The sequence below is a fragment of the Nitratireductor mangrovi genome, assembly GCF_007922615.2.
Lineage (GTDB): Bacteria > Pseudomonadota > Alphaproteobacteria > Rhizobiales > Rhizobiaceae > Mangrovimarina > Mangrovimarina mangrovi.
Genome location: NZ_CP042301.2, coordinates 2,349,497 through 2,372,285, shown reverse-complemented (window position 1 = coordinate 2,372,285; position 22,789 = coordinate 2,349,497). Strand labels below are relative to the sequence as shown.

At 65.7% G+C, this 22,789-nt stretch carries 24 protein-coding genes; 13 read left to right on the top strand and 11 right to left on the bottom strand.

Annotated elements, in window-relative coordinates; genetic code table 11:
• Positions 1 to 135: 135 nt before the first annotated feature.
• Positions 136 to 867 (bottom strand): helix-turn-helix transcriptional regulator, encoded by a 732-nt coding sequence (locus FQ775_RS11610; protein ID WP_146300658.1) that lies wholly within the window; start codon positions 865 to 867, stop codon positions 136 to 138.
• 327 nt (positions 868 to 1,194) lie between these two features.
• On the opposite strand from FQ775_RS11610, the gene FQ775_RS11605 reads away from it, so the two are divergent.
• The 8 genes from FQ775_RS11605 to FQ775_RS11570 all read left to right on the top strand — a co-directional run bounded on the left by FQ775_RS11605 (position 1,195) and on the right by FQ775_RS11570 (position 9,535).
• Positions 1,195 to 1,620, top strand: coding sequence for a DUF1801 domain-containing protein (locus FQ775_RS11605; protein ID WP_206064868.1), 426 nt, complete (start codon positions 1,195 to 1,197; stop codon positions 1,618 to 1,620).
• A 341-nt stretch (positions 1,621 to 1,961) separates the two neighbouring features.
• Positions 1,962 to 2,204: a DUF1344 domain-containing protein gene (locus tag FQ775_RS11600; protein WP_146300657.1), complete on the top strand. Its 243-nt coding sequence runs from the start codon at positions 1,962 to 1,964 to the stop codon at positions 2,202 to 2,204.
• Positions 2,205 to 2,338: 134 nt separating this feature from the next.
• Positions 2,339 to 3,973, top strand: a complete 1,635-nt coding sequence (locus FQ775_RS11595; RefSeq protein ID WP_246730329.1) for an FAD-binding oxidoreductase — start codon at positions 2,339 to 2,341, stop codon at positions 3,971 to 3,973.
• A gap of 52 nt (positions 3,974 to 4,025) precedes the next feature.
• Positions 4,026 to 5,663 carry a saccharopine dehydrogenase family protein gene (locus FQ775_RS11590; RefSeq protein WP_256378217.1) on the top strand — a complete coding sequence of 546 codons (1,638 nt, stop codon included), beginning with the start codon at positions 4,026 to 4,028 and terminating at the stop codon, positions 5,661 to 5,663.
• Between the two features lie 385 nt (positions 5,664 to 6,048).
• Positions 6,049 to 6,291, top strand: coding sequence for a DUF1344 domain-containing protein (locus tag FQ775_RS11585; protein WP_146300655.1), 243 nt, complete (start codon positions 6,049 to 6,051; stop codon positions 6,289 to 6,291).
• 156 nt (positions 6,292 to 6,447) lie between these two features.
• Positions 6,448 to 7,668, top strand: a complete 1,221-nt coding sequence (locus tag FQ775_RS11580; RefSeq protein ID WP_146300654.1) for an NAD-dependent epimerase/dehydratase family protein — start codon at positions 6,448 to 6,450, stop codon at positions 7,666 to 7,668.
• Positions 7,669 to 7,724: 56 nt separating this feature from the next.
• Positions 7,725 to 8,621, top strand: a complete 897-nt coding sequence (locus FQ775_RS11575) for a glycosyltransferase (protein WP_146300653.1) — start codon at positions 7,725 to 7,727, stop codon at positions 8,619 to 8,621.
• A 2-nt stretch (positions 8,622 to 8,623) separates the two neighbouring features.
• Complete coding sequence (locus FQ775_RS11570; protein WP_146300652.1) at positions 8,624 to 9,535, top strand: NAD-dependent epimerase/dehydratase family protein; 912 nt, start codon at positions 8,624 to 8,626, stop codon at positions 9,533 to 9,535.
• Here the strand turns inward: FQ775_RS11570 and FQ775_RS11565 are convergent.
• On the bottom strand, positions 9,532 to 10,248 hold the full coding sequence (locus FQ775_RS11565) for a winged helix-turn-helix transcriptional regulator (protein WP_146300651.1): 717 nt from the start codon (positions 10,246 to 10,248) through the stop codon (positions 9,532 to 9,534). The genes FQ775_RS11570 and FQ775_RS11565 overlap by 4 nt on opposite strands.
• 113 nt (positions 10,249 to 10,361) lie before the next feature.
• Here FQ775_RS11565 and FQ775_RS11560 point away from each other — a divergent pair, with 113 nt between their 5' ends.
• Positions 10,362 to 11,522 (top strand): acyl-CoA dehydrogenase family protein, encoded by a 1,161-nt coding sequence (locus FQ775_RS11560; protein WP_146300650.1) that lies wholly within the window; start codon positions 10,362 to 10,364, stop codon positions 11,520 to 11,522.
• A gap of 90 nt (positions 11,523 to 11,612) precedes the next feature.
• Positions 11,613 to 12,284, top strand: a complete 672-nt coding sequence (locus FQ775_RS11555) for a 5-formyltetrahydrofolate cyclo-ligase (protein ID WP_146300649.1) — start codon at positions 11,613 to 11,615, stop codon at positions 12,282 to 12,284.
• Between the two features lie 45 nt (positions 12,285 to 12,329).
• On the opposite strand, the gene FQ775_RS11550 is transcribed toward FQ775_RS11555, so the two are convergent.
• The 6 genes from FQ775_RS11550 to FQ775_RS11525 form a co-directional block, all read right to left on the bottom strand.
• Positions 12,330 to 13,364 carry an alpha/beta fold hydrolase gene (locus FQ775_RS11550; RefSeq protein ID WP_146300648.1) on the bottom strand — a complete coding sequence of 345 codons (1,035 nt, stop codon included), beginning with the start codon at positions 13,362 to 13,364 and terminating at the stop codon, positions 12,330 to 12,332.
• Between the two features lie 51 nt (positions 13,365 to 13,415).
• Positions 13,416 to 14,543, bottom strand: a complete 1,128-nt coding sequence (locus FQ775_RS11545) for a hypothetical protein (RefSeq protein ID WP_146300647.1) — start codon at positions 14,541 to 14,543, stop codon at positions 13,416 to 13,418.
• Between the two features lie 4 nt (positions 14,544 to 14,547).
• Complete coding sequence (locus tag FQ775_RS11540; protein ID WP_146300646.1) at positions 14,548 to 14,982, bottom strand: hypothetical protein; 435 nt, start codon at positions 14,980 to 14,982, stop codon at positions 14,548 to 14,550.
• 159 nt (positions 14,983 to 15,141) lie between these two features.
• Positions 15,142 to 16,065, bottom strand: a complete 924-nt coding sequence (locus FQ775_RS11535) for an NAD(P)-dependent oxidoreductase (protein ID WP_146300645.1) — start codon at positions 16,063 to 16,065, stop codon at positions 15,142 to 15,144.
• A 9-nt stretch (positions 16,066 to 16,074) separates the two neighbouring features.
• Positions 16,075 to 17,289 (bottom strand): mandelate racemase/muconate lactonizing enzyme family protein, encoded by a 1,215-nt coding sequence (locus tag FQ775_RS11530; RefSeq protein ID WP_146300644.1) that lies wholly within the window; start codon positions 17,287 to 17,289, stop codon positions 16,075 to 16,077.
• Positions 17,290 to 17,366: 77 nt separating this feature from the next.
• A complete protein-coding gene (locus FQ775_RS11525) occupies positions 17,367 to 18,473 on the bottom strand; it encodes a Zn-dependent alcohol dehydrogenase (RefSeq protein ID WP_146300643.1) in 1,107 nt (368 codons plus the stop codon).
• 194 nt (positions 18,474 to 18,667) lie between these two features.
• Between FQ775_RS11525 and FQ775_RS11520 the strand changes: the two genes are divergently transcribed.
• The 3 genes from FQ775_RS11520 to FQ775_RS11510 are packed head-to-tail and all read left to right on the top strand — an operon-like array spanning position 18,668 to position 20,115.
• Positions 18,668 to 19,060, top strand: a complete 393-nt coding sequence (locus tag FQ775_RS11520) for an acyl-CoA thioesterase (protein ID WP_146300642.1) — start codon at positions 18,668 to 18,670, stop codon at positions 19,058 to 19,060.
• A gap of 15 nt (positions 19,061 to 19,075) precedes the next feature.
• Positions 19,076 to 19,696: an RNA polymerase sigma factor gene (locus FQ775_RS11515; protein WP_167812922.1), complete on the top strand. Its 621-nt coding sequence runs from the start codon at positions 19,076 to 19,078 to the stop codon at positions 19,694 to 19,696.
• A 29-nt stretch (positions 19,697 to 19,725) separates the two neighbouring features.
• Positions 19,726 to 20,115 (top strand): VOC family protein, encoded by a 390-nt coding sequence (locus FQ775_RS11510; protein WP_146300640.1) that lies wholly within the window; start codon positions 19,726 to 19,728, stop codon positions 20,113 to 20,115.
• A gap of 20 nt (positions 20,116 to 20,135) precedes the next feature.
• On the opposite strand, the gene FQ775_RS11505 is transcribed toward FQ775_RS11510, so the two are convergent.
• From FQ775_RS11505 to FQ775_RS11495, 3 genes are all read right to left on the bottom strand, one after another.
• On the bottom strand, positions 20,136 to 20,939 hold the full coding sequence (locus FQ775_RS11505) for an extensin-like domain-containing protein (protein ID WP_146300639.1): 804 nt from the start codon (positions 20,937 to 20,939) through the stop codon (positions 20,136 to 20,138).
• Between the two features lie 69 nt (positions 20,940 to 21,008).
• Positions 21,009 to 22,268, bottom strand: a complete 1,260-nt coding sequence (locus tag FQ775_RS11500; protein WP_146300638.1) for an RNA polymerase sigma factor — start codon at positions 22,266 to 22,268, stop codon at positions 21,009 to 21,011.
• A 10-nt stretch (positions 22,269 to 22,278) separates the two neighbouring features.
• Complete coding sequence (locus FQ775_RS11495) at positions 22,279 to 22,770, bottom strand: YciI family protein (protein WP_246730328.1); 492 nt, start codon at positions 22,768 to 22,770, stop codon at positions 22,279 to 22,281.
• Between the last annotated feature and the right edge of the window lie 19 nt (positions 22,771 to 22,789).

Below are 22,789 nucleotides of genomic sequence, written 5' to 3'. Positions count from 1 at the left end.
CCCGCACGCGAGTCGGTTGTGAATGCCCGCCCGTGGAGCGACATTGCGCACATCCGGTTTGCAACCTCGGGTTCCTTTTGGGAAGCGGACGGGCTCAGAGGAGTTCCCTGTCCTCCCGCCGACGGGCTCGCCTAGTCAGTCAATGAGAGCCCATCGGATCGCCTTTGCGACAGCCTGGGCTCGATTGACCGCGCCGAGTTTCTGGCAACTGGAGGTAATGTACTGATTGACGGTGTGCTCGGACAGCCCGAGGATCGCGCCGATCTCGGTGCTCGTCTTGCCCGCCGATGTCCACACCAGGCACTGCCGCTCGCGATCGGATAGTTTGGCCGGCGGTTCGCCGTCGACGTCGTCGAAGATCACCTGCAGTCGCTCCGCGAAGTGCGTCATCAACAGCAGCAGCGATGCGATCTCGCCGCTGACGGGCAGGCCGCGCTCGCCAAGCAGGCAGAAGGTCAGCCTGGGGCCACGCGCCGTTCCGACCGGAATGATCACACCGTTGAGAATCCCGAAATCCTTGAAAAGATCCCGGGCGCGGCCTTCGTCCGCCTTGTTGCGTCGGCGCGAGGCCGCCTGCCAGGACCACGTGATGGGTGCGACGGCGCGGCGGGCGCTCGCGAAGGTCGGGCTCGTCGTCAGCAGGCCAGATTCGTCATAACCGCGGATGAATTCAGCCGGCCAGTTGCTGAGCAGGACATGATCAGCCAGACGCTGGTCGCGTTCGGGCGGCAGTGCAATGACGGCTCCGTAGCGAAAGCCGGTGTTGCCACAGATCTCCTGCAGAACGTCATAGGCATCGTAGCGGTTCTGAATGCCTTCCATCCTCCGGACGAGATCTTCGTGCGGGAACGCATCGGGTTGGGTCATTTGCTGGGGTCGACCGTAGCTTGCTCATCTGCGTCATCACTCGTGCAGGGATCACGCCTGGGCAACGTTCTCCCATCGCCGCCGAAGCCGATTCGGCAGCTTGCCGCTAGCGGTGTATCCTTTTTTTCCAAAATTGGCAGCGATTATTGCCGGCTTCGTTGCGTATCGGTGTCACTTGCAGCCTAAATGCGACACGTCGTGTTAGGCGACGGTCAAGAATCGGTGCCGGCGGGATTCCAAACGTCGGTCCTGGATGTCGCGACCAGAGCAGGGCATCGTACGCATCGCGGACAATCGGGCGAAAGGCGAGAGAGGCAAGCTGATGCGGTGGCCGGCTATCTCGGCGAAATGCCACCGGAGCGCCGCCGGGCGCTGAAGGCGGTTCGCGCGGTCGTTCTCGAACATCTGCCGGACGGCTACTTGGAAGCGGTCAATTGGGGCATGATCAGCTACGAGGTGCCGCTGGCGGCAAGCGGCAAGACATATAACGGCAAACCACCGATGCTCGCCGCGCTTGCGAACCAGAAACGCCATATGGCGCTTTATCTTTGCGGGCTCTATTGCCGTCCAGCCCTCGAGCCCGACTTCAGAAAGGCCTTTGCCGAGAGCGGGCGCAAGCTCGACATGGGCAAGGCCTGTGTGCGGTTCAGGGCACTTGATGACCTCGACCTGAAGGCCGTCGCCAAGGTCGTCGCGGCGGTGCCCATGCAAGAGTTCATCGAACTCGCGAGGTCAGCCCACCGGAAGCGCTGAATGCAGCCGGGAGCGATTTCCGGTCGTCAAAAACCGTAAGCTGGCCTTGCCGTTGTGGATGCTTTCGTGATCCGCGGCGAGATCGATCGGGACAAAAGGATGGCGCCGAAATTGCGGTGTTTGCGGCGACGAGGCACCCGGGCGATGCCGTCGCTGGGTGTCCGGCATCCAATTGTGTCTTTTTCAAGCCATTGAATATGTTGAAAAAACACACCCAACGTGATTTGCGAACCGGGTTCGTGGCGCGTAGCTCTTGCGTCGTCCGGCGGGGCTTCCCGGCATTCCCCCAAGAAGGGTTGCCCCGTCCGGATCCGATTATCGACGAGGAAGGAACAACCCTTATGAAGACGATTCTGGTCTCCGCCACAGCCTTGCTTGCCGCGATCGGCGCAGCCTATGCGATCGACGCGGAAGGTGTGGTGCAGTCGGTCGACGAAGGAGCCCGCATGGTGATCCTCGAGGACGGCACCACGCTGAAGGCGGCCGACGACGTTTCGCTCGACGGCGTCGCGGCCGGGACGAGGGTGAAGCTCACCTTCGACGAAGCAACCTCGACCATCACCGCGCTCGAAAAGGCCATGTAGCACGGCAACAACAGGCGATATCACCAACTGGCCGGCCCCTCGGGCCGGCTTTTTCGTTCGCGCCGCGTCCCGGTTGCACTCGCACGCGAAAGCCGCTCTAACCGTTTCCGGCAATCCGAGCGAGGGAGGCGGGCGTGGCACGCGGACGGTTCTGGATGTCGAGGCGCTTCCTTCTCGGGGGCGCGGTCGCGGCGGGCGCCGTCGCATGGGGCGGGACGACGCTGGCCAGGCTCGCGCGTGCGCCCTCCGGCGCCAAGGACGCCGGGCGCATCGCCGACGTTGACGGGATCACGCTGACCAGCCCGCGGCCGCTGAACCCGCCGCCCCACGATACCGACCTTCCCTGGCTGTCGCGGGGCGGCAGCCTCAACGATGCCAGCGCTCTGTCGCGCACGCCCGTTTATGGTGTGGTTGGCGTCAGGAGCGAGGAGGATGTGGCCCGGGCGCTTGCCTTCGCGCGCGAGAGCGAGCTCAAGGTGTCGGTTGCCGCAGTCCGGCACTCGATGGGCGGGCACGCGTTCGACGACCATGCGCTGGTGCTCGACATGCTCGCCTTCAACAAGGTCGAAGTTGACGAAGCGGCGCGCACCATGACCGTGCAACCCGGCGCGACCTGGCATGACATCCAGAACCGGCTGCATCCGCGCTTCGCGGTCAAGGCCATGCAGTCGACCGACATCTTTTCGGTCGGCGGTTCGATCTCGGTCAATGCCCACGGAATGGATCACAATGCAGGCGCACTCGCCGGAAGTCTGCGTTCCATGCGGGTGATGGTGCCAAACGGCGAGGTTTTGGCCTGTTCGCGCGACCACAACGCCGATCTCTTCCGCCACGTCGTCGGCGGCTACGGCCTCTTCGGCGTCATCTTGTCGGCGACCCTGGATATCGTGCCCAACGCCGTTTACCAGACCTCGCGCGCGATCATCCGCTCACAGGACTTTCCAGGTTTTTTCGAGCGGGAACTCGAAGGGGAGAACGGACCGGGCCTGTTCTATGGCCACCTTTCGACGGCACCGGGCAATTTTCTCGACGACATGATCGTCTACCGCTACGACGCGGTCGCCGAAGAGGCGCCGCCCGACATGCCAGCGCTTGGGGCGCCAGGGTCGGTCTGGCTCAAGCGGCTGATCATGAACCTTGCCAAGCGCGGCGACCTTTTCCAGCGCTTCAAATGGTTCGCCGAAAAGAACCTCGAACCCGAGTTCGAAGCCTGCACCGTGCCGCGGACCGCGGCGATGGGGGAGGGTGAGGCATGCCTGGTGTCGCGCAACAACCCGATGCACGATTCGGTGCCGTATCTCTTCAACGATCTCGGCGACGAGACCGACATCCTGCACGAATATTTCGTACCGCGCGCTGAATACAACGGCTTTATCGACGATGCGCGGGCGATCCTCGCCGCGCAGGAGTTGCCCGTGCTCAACGCTTCGGTGCGGGTGGTAGACGGCGAGGACATCGCGCTTTCCTATGCGCGCGAGCCTGCGTTCTCGCTGGTGCTCTACATCAACCAATCCGCTGACGAGGCCGGCAACGCGGCGATGCGCAAGCTGACGCGCGACCTCATCGACCTCACCTTGCGCCACCGCGGTCGGTTCTTCCTGCCCTACCAGTTGCATTACACCAAGGAGCAATTGCTCAAGAGCTATCCCGAGTTGCCGCTTTTCCTTGCCAACAAGCGCGCCTACGATCCGGAAGAGCTTCTGACCTCGACCTTTTACCGGACGCTCAAGGCGCTCGCCGAGGGCGCGCCGCTGCCCGGCCCGGCCTGAAACGGACATTCCCGCCTTTGCACCCGTCGAGACGACCGAGTTGCCGCGAATCGTGATTCTGGGAGGCTACGGCGTGTTCGGAGGACGGCTGGCGCGCCTGCTCCTGGCCGATGGCGGGGCCGACATCGTGGTCGCCGGCCGAAGTCTGGCAAAAGCGCGTGCCTTTTGCGAGCAACATGGCGGCAGACCTCTGGCGATCGACCGCGACGGCGATCTTGCCAACGTCTTCAACGGCCTCCGCCCGGCGATCGTCATCGATGCGGCTGGGCCGTTCCAGGCCTATGGCGACGATCCCTATCGGGTCGCGCGTACCGCAATCGAGGCCGGAGCACACTATTTCGACCTCGCCGATGATGCCGGCTTCGCTGCCGGCATAAGCTCGCTTGACGCCTTTGCCTGCGACAACGGCGTGGCCGCGGTCTCGGGAGTGAGCAGCGTGCCGGCGCTGTCGGCGGCCGCCGTACGTGCGCTCGTTCCCGAGGGCGCCGCCATCGATCTGATCGAAACCGCTATCCTGCCGGGCAACCGGGTTCCGCGCGGCCGCTCGGTGGTGCACGCCATCCTTTCGCAGGTCGGGCGACAGGTCGCCGTCTTCCGCCATGGCCAACCAACAATGACGACGGGCTGGGGGAAGGGCAGGATTTACAACGTTTGGACCAAGTCTGGGCTGCCCTTGCGGCGACGCGCCCGCGCCCTTTGCGTGCCTGACATTGCCCTCTTCCCGGAGCGCTTCGCGGCGCGCAACGTGGAGTTTCGGGCAGGACTGGAACTTGGCCTGATCGACCGGGGGCTGTGGTGGCTCGGGCTGCTCGTGCGGTCCGGCGCGATACGGGACCTAACGGCACTGGCGCGCCCTCTGACAGCGCTGGCCCGCCCGCTTGAAGAGTTCGGCAGCGATCGCGGGGCGATGGTCGTGCGCGCCTTCGTGCGTGATGGCGATGACGTCGAACGGCGTGAGTGGCAACTCGTTGCCGAGGCCGGCGACGGCCCCTTCATTCCAGCCGTCCCAGCGAGGGCTCTGGTGCGCAAGGCACTGCGAGGCGGGCTGACGGCCGGAGCGCGACCCTGTCTCGATGACATCGATCCGGACGACGCGACCAAGGCGATGGCCGGGCTGCAGGTCTCTACCGTCATCAGTCGAGAACGGGAAACGCCGCTCTTCCGCGAAGCCCTAGGGCCTGACTTCAACCGGCTGCCGGCGCCGCTGCGCGCGGTCCACGACGCGCGTGTCCATAAGCGCTTCGTCGGGCGGGGCCGGGTTCGCCGTGGTTCGGGGCCGCTGACGGAACTGCTGTGCCTGGCTTTCGGGTTGCCGCAAAGCAGTGATGATCTTCCGGTCACGGTATCGATCGAACGCGACGGAGCAGCCGAGATCTGGACGCGACACTTCGGGCGCCAGCGATTTCGTTCCGTTCTCAGACGCAGCGCCAGCGACGGCAAGGGTAGGGTCAGGGAGCGCTTCGGACCGGTGTCGATTGAGATCGACCTTGCTCTTGCCGACAGTACGTTGAGCTATCCCGTCGGCGGCGGGTCGTTCGCGGGGGTTCGGCTGCCGTCCTTCCTTGTCCCGCGCAGCGAGACGCGCGAGTCCGTCGACGAAGACGGTCGCTTCTGCTTCTCGGTGCGAATATCGCTGCCGCTCACCGGCCTGTTGATATCCTACGAAGGCTGGCTCGAGGACGCTTCCTGATTGCGCGCCTCCACAAGCGGCGCGACGTTCACGTGGCTGAAATCCTGCGTAACGCGAATTTAGCAGTGGCAACCGGCCCGTTCACGCCGTGTGATTTCGGTTGCAGGCGATTTCGGCAAAGTTGCGACGGTTGTGGCGGGCAGGTCGTGCCGCGCGGTCGCGAAAATCAGCGCTTGCACGCCCCGGGCGGCGTTCAACGAGGCGGACGGACGGCAATGTGGCGAAAACAAGTCGTTGAAATCATTTATTTCTTTCACTGTTGTTGATTTGCGACAGCCGACCGGACGCGCCTAGCTTCCGGGTGTCGGCGGGCTTTCCTCGCTCGGGCAACGGAAACACGGAAAGCCTGACCGGCAAGACAACGAACGACGGGAGTCAAAACGTCATGAAGAAGATCCTCTCAGCCCTCGCCGCCACCGCGTTTCTCGCCAGCGCTGCTTATGCAGCCGAAGTGCAGGGAACGGTACAGTCGGTCGACCCGGCGACCCGCACCATCACGCTCGAGGATGGCACCAGCTACACGGCCGACCAGGCGGTCGACCTGAGCACCGTCGTGGCTGGCGACAAGGTGATGATCACCGTCGACGACACCACCACGAGCGCGGTCGAGATCAACAAGGCGGAGTAGCGCTTCTCGAACCCGAACCTCCTGCAAGGCCGGTCCCGCTGGGGCCGGCCTTTTCGATTGGCCGGGCCGCCGCGGCGCTTTCGTTTCGACGGCGTACAATTCCTGTCATAAATGCCGGCTAGGCACGCGGCGACGTCCAAGAGAGGGATCGATTCGATGAAGATTGCGGTTCTCGGCGGCGACGGTTTCGTCGGTTGGCCCACTGCGCTGCACCTTTCTCAGCTCGGCCACGACGTTCATATCGTCGACAATCTCTCGCGGCGCTGGATCGATACCGAACTCGGCGTGCAGTCGCTGACGCCGATGGATTCGATCCAGGAGCGCACCCGTATCTGGCATCAGGAGACCGGGCGCCGGATCCATTTCCACCTGATCGACCTGGCGAGAGATTACGAGGTGCTGAAGCGCTGGCTCGCGGACGAGCGGCCCGACGCCCTGATCCACTTCGCCGAGCAGCGTGCCGCGCCCTATTCGATGAAAAGCGACCGGCACAAGAACTACACCGTCAACAACAATGTCAGCGCCACGCACAACGTGCTGAACGCGATGGTCGAGACCGGGCTCGACGCGCATCTGGTTCATCTCGGCACAATGGGCGTCTATGGCTATTCCAATGTCGGAGCGGCGATCCCCGAGGGTTATCTGCCGGTCGGGGTCGAGACGCTGGCCGGCGAGACGGTGACTCAGGAAATCCTCTATCCGGCCAATCCGGGCTCGATCTACCACATGACCAAATGTCTGGATCAGCTGCTGTTCCAGTTCTACGCGAAGAATGATGGCGTGCGCGTCACCGACCTGCACCAGGGCATCGTCTGGGGCACACATACCGACCAGACGCGGCGCCATGCGCAGCTGGTCAATCGCTTCGACTATGACGGCGACTACGGCACCGTGCTCAACCGTTTCCTGATCCAGGCTGCGATCGGGTATCCACTCACCGTGCACGGCACCGGCGGCCAGACGCGCGCCTTCATCCACATCCAGGATTCGGTGCGCTGCATCGAACTGGCCCTGAAGAACCCGCCGAAGGCCGGCGAGCGGGTGAAGATCTTCAACCAGATGACCGAGACGCACCGGGTTCGCGATCTCGCCAAGATGGTGGCGCGGATTGCCGGCGGCACGGTCGCCTATCTGCCGAACCCGCGCAAGGAAGCGGCCGAAAACGACCTCGTCGTCCACAATGAGCAGTTCCTCGACCTCGGGCTCGACCCGACGACGCTCGAAGAGGGGCTTTTGTCGGAAGTGATCGACGTAGCAAGGAAATTCGCCTATCGCGTCGACCGCAGCCGTATTGCGGCCGTCTCCGCCTGGACCAAGGACATCGCGCCGACCGTTGAGCGTGATCCCGAGGGCAAGCGGCTGAAGAAGGTCAGTTGACGTCAGTTCCCCCATGACTGGAAGGTGGCGAACGAAGCGAGCCGGGAGGGTCCTCCATCCAGAGCGCTGCCGAAACGAACCCACCCGGCCGATCGTCTCAGGCGCTTGGCCACCCTCCACTCGAGGGGGAGGGAACTGGCCGCAACGCCTACGTAACCCTCGTCACCAATACCGATTTTGCCAAGGGTGCTACGGCGCTGGTACGCTCGCTCAGGCATAGCGGAACCAAGGCGGATATCGTCGTCATGCACACTGGCGGAGTCGGCGCCGCCGAACTCGCGCACGTCGCGGCGATGGGCGCGATGCCGCGAGCAGTCGACCTGCTGCCGACCTCGGACGCATTCAATGCACGCCACGCGAAACGCGAGATCCACGGCCGCAATCCCTTCACCAAGGGGCGCAAGCCGGCGTTTCACACACCGCTCGACAATTTCGCCAAGCTGCGGCTTTGGGAACTGACGGAGTACGACCGGGTCGTCTTCCTGGACGCCGACACGCTGGTCGTGAAAAACATCGACAAGCTGTTTTTCTATCCCGAGTTCTCCGCCGCGCCAAACGTCTACGAGCACCTCGGCGATTTCCACCGGCTGAATTCGGGTGTCTTCGTCGCCTGCCCGTCGCAGGCGACGTTTGACGGGATGCTGACGGTGCTCGACGCACCGGACGCGTTCTGGCCGCGCACCGACCAGAGCTTCCTGCAGCACTTCTTTCCCGACTGGCACGGCCTGCCGATCTTCTGCAACATGCTGCAATATGTCTGGTTCAACCTGCCGGAACTGTGGGATTGGAACTCGCTGTCGGTGATCCACTACCAGTATGAAAAACCCTGGGAGACCGACCATCCGAAAGCCGAGCGGCTGAGGCCGCTGATCGAGCTGTGGCAGGCTTATTTCGACGGCGGGCAAATCCCCGACCTGGAGGACCTGCCCGGCCCAGTGAAAGAGGCGCGCTGACCGTGGCCTCCGTACTCGTCTCAGGCGGCACCGGTTATGTCGGTCGCTTCATCGTCGAGGCCCTTCTCGATGCCGGGCACGTCGTCGCAGTGTTTGGCCGTACCGCGCCGCAGCGAGGTTTCTTTTCGCGCGAGGTTGGCTTCGTCGAGGGCTCACTCGATCCCGACCGCGATCAGGAACGCGCTTTCGCCGGCATCGACCACTTCGTCCATGCCGCTTTTCACCATCTGCCCGGACGTTATCGTGGTGGCGAGGGCGACGATCCGACGACATTCCGCCGCCTCAACGCAGACGGCAGCATCGCGCTGTTCGAGCAGGCAAAGCGTGCCGGTGTGAAGCGCGTTGTGTTCCTTTCGAGCCGCGCCGTCTACGGCCGCCAGCCGCCGGGCACGGCGTTGACCGAGAATACGCCGCCACTTCCAGACACGCTTTACGGGCAAGTGAAGCGCGAGGCGGAGCGGGCGCTGGCCGGTCTCTCCGGCGAGGACTTTGCCGGCGTCACCCTGCGCGTCACCGGGGTCTATGGACCGGGCGGGCTGGGGAAGACCCACAAATGGGCCGGCCTGTTCGAGGATTTCCTGACCGGCAACACGATTGCGCCGCGCGTTGCGAGCGAGGTCCATGGGGCAGATGTCGGCGCGGCGGTGCGGGTGGCGCTGGAGGCGGATCAGGAAAGCGTGGCGGCTGAGGTTTTCAACGTCTCCGACATCGTGCTCGACCGCCGCGACCTGCTCGCCGACGTCAATCGTGTGACCGGCAGTTATTTCGAGCTGCCGCCCGCCGGCGACCGTTCCGGGCTCAATGTGATGGCGACCGAGAAGCTCGAGGCGCTCGGCTGGCAACCGGGCGGAATGGCGTTGCTTGAGGATACCGTGAAGGCGATGTGCGATCGGACGATGCGGCCGGTCCGCTAGCTCGCCGCTGCCGCAACCTCGCGGCGGCCGACCTCGGCGAACAGGCTCAGCGCGAACCATCTGCGGAAGGCGGCGATGTCGGCACGCGAACCTTCAAGGCGCAGCCTATCACTGCGGATTGCTTCGCCGAGGTCGAGGTGACCAAGCCAGATTCTGGACATGGTCCGGATGTGTGTCCGGACAAGAAGACGGACCTCGAAACCAGGATCCTTCACGCACAAATCGGTGCCATCGTCGTCGAAGACGAGCCAGTAGAAGCGGTGGCTGGCCGGCACGCCCTCATAGTGAAACTGGACCACGAAGCGCCCGTCGCGCGGCACTTCGCGGGCGACGGCGCGGCGCCTGACGTCCCACATCAGAAGGTCGGGATCGAGGTTTTCCGGTGCGGTCAGTTCGTGCCGCAGCCAGCGCTGGGCCCAGTTGCCCATCGTTTCCAGCACCGGCAGCAATTCTCGCCCCGAGGCGGTGACACGATATTCGCCAGCCCGGCCGTCGGCGCTGCGATGATGTTTGACGATGCCGGCCTGCTCGAGTTCCTTCAGCCGCCGGGACAGCAGCGCGGATGACATGCGCGGCACGCCGCGCTGGATGTCGTTGAAGCGCAGGCTGCCGCACAGGAGTTCGCGCACCACCAGCGCCGTCCAGCGTTCGCCCAGCACCTCGGCGGCGAGCGCGATCGGGCAGAACTGCCTGTATCCCCTGGAGCGAGCCATGACCGAGATCGTAACGCGCCCTGTTCGTCGCGATCAACTTCACATTTGAAAGTTGAAGCGGGCGGACGGCGGAAGCACCCTTGTGGCGGACACGAGATATCAAGGAGTATCCGATGACCGAGAAGATCGACCTGCAACACGTCCTCGCCGAGGTGGGCCCTGCCTTTTCCGACGGCGTGGCCGAGCGTGACCGCGAGGCCGTTTTCGTCGCCGGCCACTACGACATGCTCCGGCGATACAAAGTGTTTTCAGCGATAGTGCCGCTGGAGCTCGGCGGCGGAGGGGCCTCGCATGGCGAGATGTGCGCCTTCATCCGCGGCCTGGCGCATCATTGCAGCGCGACGGCGCTGGCGCTTTCCATGCACCAGCATCTGGTGGCGGCGGCGGTCTTCAACGACCGCAACGGCAAGCCGGGCCGCAAGCTTCTCGAAAAGGTTGCGGGCAACGAGACGATCCTGGTCAGCACCGGCGCCAATGACTGGCTGTCCTCCAACGGCACGGTGGAGAAAGCGGATGGCGGCTATCTGGTCAGCGCGCGAAAACCGTTTGCGAGCGGCTCGCCGAAAGGCGACGTGCTGGTCACATCCGCGCCATGGCAAAATCCCAACGAGGGATGGCAAGTGCTGCATTTCCCGGTGCCGATGCGGGCGGAAGGCGTTTCGCTCGGCGGCGACTGGGACACGCTCGGCATGCGCGCCACCGGCTCGGAGACGGTAATCCTCGACAAGGTGTTCGTGGCCGAGGACGCGGTGGTGCTGAAACGTCCGCGCGACGCCTATCACCCCGCGTTCAGCGTCATCCTGACGGTGGCGATGCCACTGATCGTATCGGCCTATGTCGGTGTTGCCGAGGCGGCCGCTGACATCGCGCGCGGGCTTGCGGTCAAGCGCGCCGACGATCCGGCTACGCCCTATCTGCTTGGGGAACTCGAAAACCGGCTGACGACGGCGCAGATCGCGGTCGATGACATGGCAAGGATCACCAATGATTGGGCGTTCGCGCCCACGCCGGCGAACGCAAACGCCATCCTGGTGCGCAAATCGATCGCTGCCGGCGCCATCATTGCGACCGTCGAGAAGGCGCTGGAGGTTGCCGGCGGGGCCGGCTTCTACAGAAAGATCGGGCTGGAGCGCCTACTGCGCGACGCGCATGGCGTCCAGTTCCATCCCTTGCCGGAAAAGCGCCAGCAGCAATTCACCGGTCGCCTTGCGCTCGGCCTCGAACCGATCGACCTGACCGGAACGGAGACGAGCCAGGCCAGGCGCGCGGCCTGATGCGACCTTCGGGTGTCGCCTGCCTTGCATCGCGCTCGCCAATGGCGTCCTAGGTTCGAGGCGGACCGGAGGCACGAAGGAGGTCGGCGGATGGCGGACGAGGAGCATCGCAGCCCGGGCGCGGGTTATGCCTCGCCGCCCTGCTTCATGCACGAGTTGCAGCCGGGCTACGCGGCAGCGGAGGCGGACCCGCAAGCGGTGGCCGATGTGATGCGCTGGCGCAAGGCCGAACGGCAGCGGCTGATCGAAAAGCGCCTTGCCGTCTCGGCCGACGAAAGGGCCGCGATGGCAGGCCGGATCGCGGAGCATCTGTGGCAGACGATCGGCGAGCCGGCCGGGCGCCGGCTCAGCCTCTACTGGCCGTTTCGCGGCGAGCCGGACCTGCGCGGTTTCGCCGCCGAGTTCCATGCGGACGGCGGCAGCCTCGCGCTGCCGGTCGTGATCGAGAAGGCAGCCCCGCTCGTCTTTCGCGACTGGCGCCCGCGCATGAAGCTCGAAAAAGGTGTGTGGAACATTCCGGTACCGCCCGAGGCCCCCGCGGTGGTGCCCGATATCGTGATCGCCCCGGTAGTCGGCTTCGATGCGCGCAGCTACCGGCTTGGCTATGGCGGCGGTTTTTTCGATCGCACGCTCGCAGCGCTGCCGGCGAGGCCGCTGGTCATCGGGGTCGGCTACGCCGATGCCGCCATTGCGACGATCTATCCGCAAGCGCATGACATCGCCATGGATTTCATCGTCACCGAGGACGGCCGGGTGGGGTAGGCAGGTCAGTCGGCTTCGGCCATGGTGGACCGGACCAGGGTGCCGCTAATGCTCCGTTGCCAGTGAGCCGCGGAGGTGGTCGTTTGCCGTGTCGCTGTCGTCGGCAGCCGGCGCGTCGGCGAGAAAATCGAGCATCTCCCGTACCACCTCGGCCGGCTTTTCCACATGCGGGATGTGGTTGACGTCGTCGAGCACGCTCAGGCGGGCGTCGCCGAAAGCGGCCGCGATCGCCTCGCCCTGATCGAGCGGGGTCACCGTGTCCTGCCGGCCCCAGACGATCAGCACCGGCGGGGCGAAGCCGCCATAGGCAGCCGGGTCGGCCGAACGCGCGCCGCTCTCGTTGCCGAAAAGCCCGCTCAAGAACCAGTCGCCGACCGCCGTCGTGGTGCCGGCGACGACGAGCGGGCGCTGGTAGAGCGCGATGCGCTCGGCTGTGACGATGGCGTCGTCGTGGATGAAGTCGCGCAGCCCCTTGCCGGTCATCCACGGATTGGTGAACGTTGCCGCAATCGCTGCGTCGCGCAGCCAGCCGACGCCGAAGAGCGGGGCCAGCGGCGGGCCGGAATGCGGGCGGCCGAGGCCGATTGCGACGTCGAGCAGGGCCAGCACCTCGACGCGTTCCGGCGCGGCAAAGGCGGCCTCGATGGTGGCGCCGCCGCCGAAGGAGTGGCCGGCAAGCGCAAACCGGTCGAGCCCGAGCACATCGGCGAAGCCGAGCAGGCGCCTTGCCTGCGCGGTGCGCGAATAGTCGCCGTCTGCCGGGCGCCGCGAAAAGCCGAAAGGCGGCAGGTCGGGCGCGATCACCCGGAAGCCGGCATCAGCGAGCGGACCGGCGATGTCGCGCCAGGTCTCGGCCCAGGCCATGGTGCCGTGGACGAGGACAAGCGGCCTGCCATCGGTCTTGCCCCATTCGCGGTAGTGGATCGGCAGGCCGTCGACAGTGACGAAGGTCGCGCCAGCGCCGGCTGCCGTCCCCGGGTCGGCGCGCTCGCGCAGCGTGGCCCAGCCGCGCAGCCCGGCGAGTGCCGCGACGGCGACGATGAGGAGCAGCAGCACGAGGCGCAGGGCGATCTTCAGCATGCAGGCCTGCCTTCGGCGTTGGCGGCGGAACGGTAGCCGCGGCCGTGCGGCTCAGTAGTCGTAGACATGCTCCAGCAGCACCTCTTCGGCCTGAAGCGCCGGGATGATCTCGTGAAGGTGGCGCACCGAGGCGACGAGCCCGGTGCGGCGCGCCGATGGCTCCGCCGGCAGCTGGTAGGCGAAAAGCTCCCGCGTCGCCTCGGGCGCGGCGATCGCGTCATTGGAAAGCACCGTCAGCAGAATCTCGTCATTGCCGCCGATCTCGATGAAACGCACGCCCTTGTCGACCAGCCGCGGGATCATGTCGGTGAAGACCTGATAGCGCCGGGTCACGAACACAGAGCCGTCGAGGCCGAGGTCCTTTTCCAGCATTGTGTCGGCCTCGTCGGCGATGGCCTCTCGCACCGGGCCGGCGGCCCAGACATGGATGTCGAGGAAGGCGGGATCGGCGGTCGCCTCCAGCCCGGCGGTAATCAGCGCCGCATATCCCTGCTTGATCGAATAGCCGAGGCCGAAGGCGAGCTTGCGCTCCCATGAGCGCACCGCCGCGAAGCCGGATGCCGTCTCCGTCTGCCATAGCGCGGCGCGCTTTTCGGCATAGGGAAAGCGGTACCAGGGCACCTGGTCCAGGAAGGCGGCATACTCGGCGGCGGTGATCGCCTGGAAACGGTCCTGCGGCGTCTTTTGCCAGCCGGCAGCGAATTCGGTCAGGCGGCCGATGGTGTTTTCCCATGTCCACTGAACGGCGTTTTCGATCGTATGGCTGGTGCCGATGACGACCAGCATCAGATGGTTCTGCGAATGGAAAGGGTAGCGCGCGGCGGCGCGCACGACGAGTGCGTAGTCCTGCCAGAAGCGGCCGATATAGGCCCAGTAGGGAAAGTCGGTCTCGCTACGCACGGCGACGAAGCCGGCATATTCGCGCGCCGCGTAAACGATCGCCCATTCCGGATAGGTGAGGAAGGTCGATTCTTCCGCACGCTGATAGCCGTCGATGCCGGATCGTACCTCGGTGCGCAGCACCTCCAGCGGCGCCGTTTGGGCGACGCCAGGCGGCGGCGCGGCATCGTATGAAGGCGTCGTCAGCCAGCCATACGCGAAGCCTGCCACCGGGATCGCCACGACGATGACGACGAGCGTGACGAGGAGGCGGAAGAGCCGCCCGATGAGCCGCAGCATGGCGTCAGGCCGGTGCGTAGGTTTCGCGGATGCGGCCGGCCAGCCAGAAGCCGATCAGGACCGCGATGCCGCCGATCGCAAGATGCGGCAGGTTGGCAAAAAAGCGCGTCGGCAGTTCGACATCGTTCAATGAGCGGAAGCCGTCGATGAAGATGCCGCCGTCGAGGCAGCCGGAACCGGTGACCAGCCCGAGCACGCCGTCGAACAGATAGACCGAGCCGAAGAGGCGGAAATAGAGCACCGAGGCGCGGTGCGAGACGATCGCGGCGGCGAGCGCCCAGACGCCGGAAAAGGCGTGCAGCAGGTCGTCGTACCATTGCAGGGAGAACAGGCCGAACAGATAGCCGTTGGCGTCGTTGAAGGCCGGCACGTAGCCGATGCCGACCACGGCGAAAAACATCACGGCATAGGCGATGCCGAGCTTCTGTATCAGCGTCATGGGCTGCTCCCCTCGTTGCGGGCGCGAGTGTAGCCGATTCCGTTGCGCCTGGCAGGCGGGATTCGGGCATTGCCGATACTTCAGGATGCCGGATTCCTACGGTCAGAGGCGATGCTTTTTCTGCCGGCGGTGCCGGAGTGCGGCAGGCGACCGCGACGGCTATTCGCCCAACCTGGCGGGAAAGCCGGGAGCGCGCAGATCGGTGCCGGTCTCGTCCTCCAGCAGCTTGACGATCATGGTCGACCAGGCGTCGCCGCCATAGGCCGCCTTGCCTTTCTCGAAGATCGCCGCGACGCGGTTGGCGAGGTCGAGCGGCGCGCCGAACTCCTCGGCCATGGCGCGCGCGAAACCGAGGTCCTTGAGCGCGAGGTCCATCGTGAAGCCGATATCGTAGGAACCGTTCAAGACCAGCTGGCTTTCGGTCTCGTGGACGAAGCTGGTGCCCGAGGAGGCGGCGATGGCGTGATAGGCCTGCGCCAGGTCGAGCCCGCCGCGCCTGGCAAGCATCAGCGCCTCGCCGGCGGCGACCAGATGGACGAAGGCGAGCATGTTGGTGATCACCTTGATCACCGCCGCTGCGCCGACCGGTCCCATCAGGAAGTGCCTTTCGCACATCGCGGCAATGGCGGCGCGGTGGCGTTCATAGAGAGCGGGGTCGCCGCCGACCAGCGCCGTAATCTTGCCGGATGCCGCGAGATGGACGCCGCCGGTGACCGGGCATTCGAGCACCTCGATGCCACGCGCGGCGGCGAGGGCGGCCAGCCGCAGCATCTCGTCACGGCCGTTGGTCGACATCTCGATCCAGGTCCCGCCCGTGGGCAGGCCGTCGAGCAGGCCGTCCGGTCCGGCGAGAACAGCTTCGCTGACGGCGGGCGAGGGCAGGCAGGTGATGGCGTTGCCGGCCTTGCGCGTGGCCTCCGCCGGGGTGGCGCAGGCGACCGCGCCCTTTTCGGACAGCCGGCGAACCGCTTCCTCGTCGCGGTCGACGACGAAAACGGCAAAGCCGGCGCGCAGCAGACTGGCGGCGAGATGACCGCCGAGATGGCCGAGGCCGATGAAGGCGTAGGCGGGGCGCTCGTTCATGGCTCGCTGCTACGGCATCAGCGGGGTCTGCATCATCTGCAGGTGCAGGTCGGTGCCCTCATAGGGATGCGCCTCGCAGACCGCCTCGTCGAGTTCGACACCGATGCCGGGCTCGGTCGAGGGGATGACATCGCCGGCCTGCCATTCGATCTTCTTTTTCAGGAGTTTTTCGTGGAAGCCGTCCCACTGCTTTAGCGATTCCAGGATCAGGAAGTTGGGCAACGTGACGGCGAGCTGGATGTTGGCGGCGCCGACGATCGGCCCGCAATAGCAGTGCGGGGCGACCTGGATGTGGTAGGCCTCCGCCATGGCGGCGATCTTCTTGGTTTCGAGGATGCCGCCGGAGCGGCCGAGATCGGGCTGCAGGATGGTGGCTGCGCGATGCTCGATGATGCGAGCGAACTCGGCCTTGGTGGTCAGCCGCTCGCCGGTCGCGACGGGGATCGAGGTGGCGCGCGCCACCTGCGCCATCACCTCGGGCATGTCGGGCGGCACCGGCTCCTCGAACCAGAGCGGATCGTAGGGCTCGATGGCGCGCGCCAGCCGGATCGCGCCGGAGGCGGTGAACTGGCCATGGGTGCCGAACAGGATGTCGGCCCTTGTGCCGACCGCTTCGCGGATCGCCTTCAGCATGCGCGCCGAGGTGTCGATGTCGGCGAGCCGCGGCTGATGGCCGTCAAAGGCGGTGTAGGGGCCGGCCGGATCGAGCTTGACGGCATTGAAGCCCTGACGGACATATTCGGCCGCGCATTCGGCTGCCATTTCAGGGTCGTTGTAGACATTACGGCCGGACGGCGCGTCCTCGGAATGCACGCTGCCTTGCTGAGGATAGAGATAGGTGTAGGAGCGCAGCGTCTCGTGCACGCGGCCGCCGAGAAGCATGTAGACCGGCTTGCCTGCTTCTTTGCCGATGATGTCCCAGCAGGCGATCTCGAGCGCGGAAAAACAGCCCATGACGGAAACATCCGGGCGCTGGGTGAAGCCGGAGGAGTAGCAGCGGCGGAAAAAGGCCTCGACGTCGTGCGGGTCGCGGCCGATGAGGTAACGCTCGGCCAGATCCTCGATCATTCTCGCCGTCACATGCGGGCCGAAGGTGGCGTTGTAGGCTTCGCCATAGCCGACGACGCCGGAATCCGTGGTCAGCCGCACGAAGATGAAATATTTGCCGCCGATGCCGGGCGGCGGATTGCCAACCACCCAGGTCTTTACGTCGGTGATCTTCATGGCGCTGCTCCGGTGATCAGTTAGTGAGTAGTGATGTAGGCAGTAGGCAGTAGGCAGTAGGCAGTATCGAGTTTGTTCTATTCCCTATTCCCTTGTTCAAACACGATCACGTTGCGCAGCGCGTGTCCGGCATTGACCTCGGCGATCGCTTCGTTGATCTCTTCCAGCGGATAGCGCCTCGTGATCAGTTCGTCGAGCTTGAGGCGGCCATTGCGGTAATGCTCGACCAGGGCGGGGATGTCGGTGGCGATGTTGGCCTCGCCCATCTTGGAGCCAATGATTTTCTGGTTCCATGCCGCAAGCGTGCCCGGGTCGTATTGGGCAAAGACACCGGAGGGCGGCATGCCGACGACGACGACCGTTCCGTTCTTGGTGATGTAGTCGAAGGCGCGGTCGAAGGCAGCCTTGGCGCCGACCGTTACGAAGACATGGTCGACGCCGCGGCCGGCGGTCAGTTCGCGGATGCGGGCCGCCGCGTCCTCTTTTGCCGGATTGACGCCGTGGGTGGCGCCGAAAGTCTTCGCCGCCGCCAATTTGTCGTCGGTCAGGTCGATCGCCACGATCACCGATGCGCCGGCCACCACGGCGCCCTGGACGCTGTTCAGCCCGACGCCTCCGCAGCCGACCACCGCGACGCTCTGCCCCGGCTTGACCCGGGCCGAATTGACGACGGCGCCGAAGCCGGTGATGACGCCGCAGGCAAGCAGCGAGGCGCTGTCGAAGGGCACGTCTTTGGGGATCGCCACCAACTGGCTTTCGTGCACCACCACCTTGTCGGCAAAGGCGCCGGTGCGCATCGACTGGTCGTAGCGGCGGCCGTCGGCGCCGGAAATCGCGCCGTTCCTGTCGAGCGGAAACACCTCCTCGCACATGACGCGGCTTGCCTGGCGGCAATAATGGCAGTCGCCGCAGGAGCGGATCAGCGTCACGACGACATGGTCACCTTTGCGGGTCCCTGTCACACCTTCGCCGGTAGCGGCCACGATACCGGCCGCCTCGTGGCCGTAGACCGCCGGAAGCGTTCCGCCCCAGGCGCCTTCGGCATAAGAGATGTCCGAGTGGCAGATGGCGCAGGCGGCGATGTCGACGAGTACCTCACCGGGTCCCGGCTCGGCCAGCATGATCTCCTCGATCGTCAACGGCTGGCCAAAGGCGTGGCAGACGGCGGCTCTGGCTGTTGGCATGGCTGGCGATCTCCGGACGACAGGCGGGTGCCGGCAGCCTAGGCGAGGCGGCTCGGGCGTGCGCACGGCCACGGCGACATGAAGCGTCGTGATTGTCTTGGTCGCGATGCTTGTCGTGGCTGTCGCGAGCGGCGTTGACGCTTGTCGGAGCGCCCGCTACGAGCGAAAGGCGATCAACGAACGGACGGCATGACATGAGCGACACCGCAACAGCGCCGCTGGGCGAACTGACGCTTAGGACGCTCGCCATGCCGGGCGACGCCAATGCGGCCGGCGACATTTTCGGCGGCTGGGTGATGGCGCAGATGGACCTTGCATGCGGCATCCGCGCCGCCGAGCGGGCCAAGGGTCGGGTGGTCACGGCGGCCGTGAAGGAAATGTCGTTCGCCAAGCCGATGAAGATCGGCGACACGCTGTGCATCTACACCAACATTGCCCGCGTCGGCCGCACCTCGATGGTGCTCAAGGTCGAGGCGTGGGCGCAGCGTTACCTCTCCGACCTGATGGAGAAGGTCACCGACGCCGACTTCATCATGGTCGCGCTGGACGGCCAGGGAAAGCCGACGCCCGTGCCGGCGGACGGCTGAGCCGGGCGCCGCGCGGTGAACGCCGTCCTGTCTCCGAGGCACTACGGCGAATTGCGCGCCATGGCGCGGCGGCTGATGCGCGGCAGGCACGACGCCGACGATCTGTTCCATGAGGCGTTGATCGTCGCCATGCGCGCCGGGCGGCTGGATGATCCGGCAGCGCCTGCCTGGCTCGGCGGCGTCATGCGCAACCTGGCCGCCGCGGAGGCGCGCAGCGCCGTTCGGCGCCGGCGGCGGGAGGAGCGGTTTCCTTTCCTGCCAGGCGCCTCGGACAATCTTCATGGCTTCCCCCCGGATTTCCTGGCTGGGCTGCCCGCCGGCTTGCGGATCGTGGCGCTGCTTGCCGACTGCGGCGCTACCCGGGCCGAAATCCGTCATCTTTTGGGACTCAACGATACAGCGTTGCGCCAGCGCATTTCAGCGTTGCGGCGCAGATGGGCGGCATTTGACGACGGCAACCACGCTGGGTACCGCCGGCCTGAACAGCCGCTCGCGCTCGGGGCGATCCGCCGCGCGCTGCTGCCCCTCGCACGCCGAGCGCTGGTGCATCTGGCGAGCCACGACCCCGATGGTCATCTGATGGCCTTTGGAAAAATTGCGCGGCCGCCTCACAAAACGTCAAGCAGTGGCAACTAGCGGTGTCGAAAGCATCACAGGAGGAACCCATGCTTGGACAGGCCCGCATCGGCACGATCTGCTACTACGTCACCGACATCGACCGTACCGAAGCCTTCTGGCGCGATGTGGTCGGCCTCGAAGTGCGCCGGATGGGTGACGACGGCAGCGGCAATGACTGGCTTGCCGCGAACACCGCCGGCGGCCTTGAACTGATCTTCTTCATGAACGAGTGCCGGCCCGGCAACACGCCGATCATCGTCTTCGACCTGACCGAAGGCGGCATTGATGATGTCATGGCCGGGCTTGCGGCGAAGGGAGCCACGATCGTCACCCCGGTAAGCCACGCGCCCGGAGGCTGGTCGGGCGATTTCGCCGATCCTGATGGCCATGCGATCTCGCTCTACCAGACGGAGGGCGTGCCTCGCAGCCGCGGCTGAGCCATCGCGGGGGACCGCGCCTACTTGCAGGCGCGGTAGCCGTTGCGGCGCGGCTTGATGTCGAAGTGGAAATGATCGGCGTGGTCGCGGTCGTAGCCGGGGCCAAGCACGGTGGTGAAATAGTCACAGGCGTCGGAACGCACCGAGTTCAGCAGCCCGCGCTGGCGGAAGGAGAACCAGCCGGGCTTGCGCACGTCGATGTCGCGGCCGTTCTTCAGTTCGATGCGCATGACGTCGAGCGCATTGCCGCGCGAGTGCTCCGACATCTTGGAGGTGCCGTTGACCTTGCGGCACGAATAGCTCGACCCCTGATGGATCGTCCGTACGCCGGAAAAATAGCGCCAGCGCGCGGCAGGCGCGAGTTCCTCCTTGGCCCAGCGCGCGAAGGCAAGGGCCATCTGGCAGTTGAGCGTCGCCGCAGGCTTCATCGCGATGCTGCCGGAAAAACCCGAGACCTCGACCGGGTGGTCGATGCCGCAGGAGGCGCTGTCGCGGATCGCCGCTATGTCGCGGTACTTTACGCCGAGCCGCTTCAGGTCGCGCCGGCACTGCACCTCCTCCGCGGGCATCGAGGCGAAGGGCGAGGCCGGCCGGTTCGAACGCGGGAAGCCGACCAGGAACGGGTTTGACGGGATCAGCCGCTGCAGCCCACGCGCCGGTGCGACGGCGCTGGTGCGCGTGCCGACATCGACGTCCGGCCGCAAGGCCTCGGATACCGAGCAGGCGGCCAGAACCGCGCCACTCAAGGCGAGCGCTGAGAGGCTGGCAAGGGCGGTTCGTGGCCGGCCCGCAACCGGCGCCCCGCGGCGGAACAACTTACGCATGAACTTCGGTTCCCGTCCTTCTCGCCTGAAGGTAGCGGTCAACGGTAAAGGAAAGCTCACGCCGGCCGTTTACGAGTGGGGCCGGATCGTGGCGTCGTAGTTGGCGAGAGCCGCGAGGCACTTTTCCAGGAAGCGGCGCTCGGCCGGCTGGCGGCAAAGCGCCAGCGCCTGCCGGTAGGCGGCGCGGGCGTCGACGACGCGGCCAAGGCGGCGCAGCATCTCGGCGCGAGCCGAATGGGCGAGGTGATACTCGTCGAGGCCACCATCGGCGATTGCCGCCTCGATTGCGGCGAGACCTGCCTCGGGGCCGTCGCGCGCACCGATTGCGGCAGCGCGGTTGAGCGCGACGACAGGCGACGGCTCGACCTGCGAGAGCACATCGTAGAGCCCGACGATGCGGCTCCAGTCGGTCGCGCCGAAATCAGCCGCGTCGGAGTGCGTGCCGGCGATCGCCGCCTGCGGCAGGTAGGGGCCGGCGCGGCGCGTGGCGAACGCCGCCTCGATCAGTCCCTTCGCCTCGGCGATCAGGCCGCGGGCCCAGGCCGAGCGGTCCTGATCCTCGAGCAACACGATGTCGCCGGCAGCATCGACGCGGGTCCGGCGTCGCGATTCATGCAGCAGCATCAGGGCGAGCAAGCCGCGCGCTTCGGGTTCGTCGACGAGCGAGAGCAACAGCCGGGCGAGGCGGATCGCTTCAGCCGAAAGGTCGGCGCGGATCAGACCCGGGCCGGTCGTCGCGGCATACCCTTCGTTGAAGACGAGGTAGATCACCCGCAACACGCTTTCGAGCCGGGCCGGAAGCTCGCGCCGTCCCGGCACCTCGTATGGGATGCCTTCGTCGCGAATTTTCGCCTTGGCGCGCACGATGCGCTGGGCGATGGTCGGAGTGCGGGTCAGGTAGGCGCGAGCAATCTCCTCGGTGGTCAGTCCGCCGACTTCGCGCAAGGTGAGAGCGATACGCGCGTCCGGCGAAAGAGCCGGGTGGCAGCAGGTGAAGATCAGCCGCAACTCGTCGTCCTGGATATGTTCGGGCATCTCCGGCTCCGGTTCGGGTTCCGTGATCACGACAAGACTGGGCAGCGCGGCGGCCAGCCGCCCCTGTTTTCGCCAGCGGTCGATGGTCTTGAAGCGACCCGCCGAGACCAGCCAGGAATAGGGGTTCGCGGGCACACCCTCGCGCGGCCATCGTTCGGCCGCTGCCGCGAAGGCATCGTGGAGTGCTTCCTCCGCTGCCTCAAAGCCGCCGAGCAGGCGCACCAGCGTCGCCAGCACACGCCGCCTTTCGTTGCGGTAGGCGGCTTCGACCGCGGCGGTGGCATGCTGGACCATGATCGAGCCCCTAGAGTTCGGGCCGCGGCTTCGAAAAGTCGACCAGAGGGCGCACCTCGACCGAACCGACACGCGCCTGCGGGATGCGGGCGGCGACCTGCAGCGCCTCGTTGAGGTCGACGGCCTCAATCACCACAAGGCCGCCAAGCATCTCCCGGGTTTCGATGAAGGGACCGTCGACGGCCGACATCTGCCCGTCGCGCACGGTCACCGTCATCGCCTCGTCGGGCAGTTCCAACGCGACCGAGGACACGAAATGGCCCGTCTCCTTCAGCCCTTCGTCGCTGGTCTGACATTCGTCGAGAACGGCGTTGGCCTCCGGTGCTCCGCCGAACATAAGCTTGGGATCGTAGTAGATGAGGCAGGCATATTGCATGTCGGGTTTCTCCAATTCGCGCAGGGACGCATGTGGTCGCTCGACGGCGCCGATTTTCGACAGTGCTACAATTTTTTCGGAGGGCGTTGTCGAAAAGGTCGGCCGGCCGACGACAAGGGGTGTCATTTCAACAGGAGACACCCCG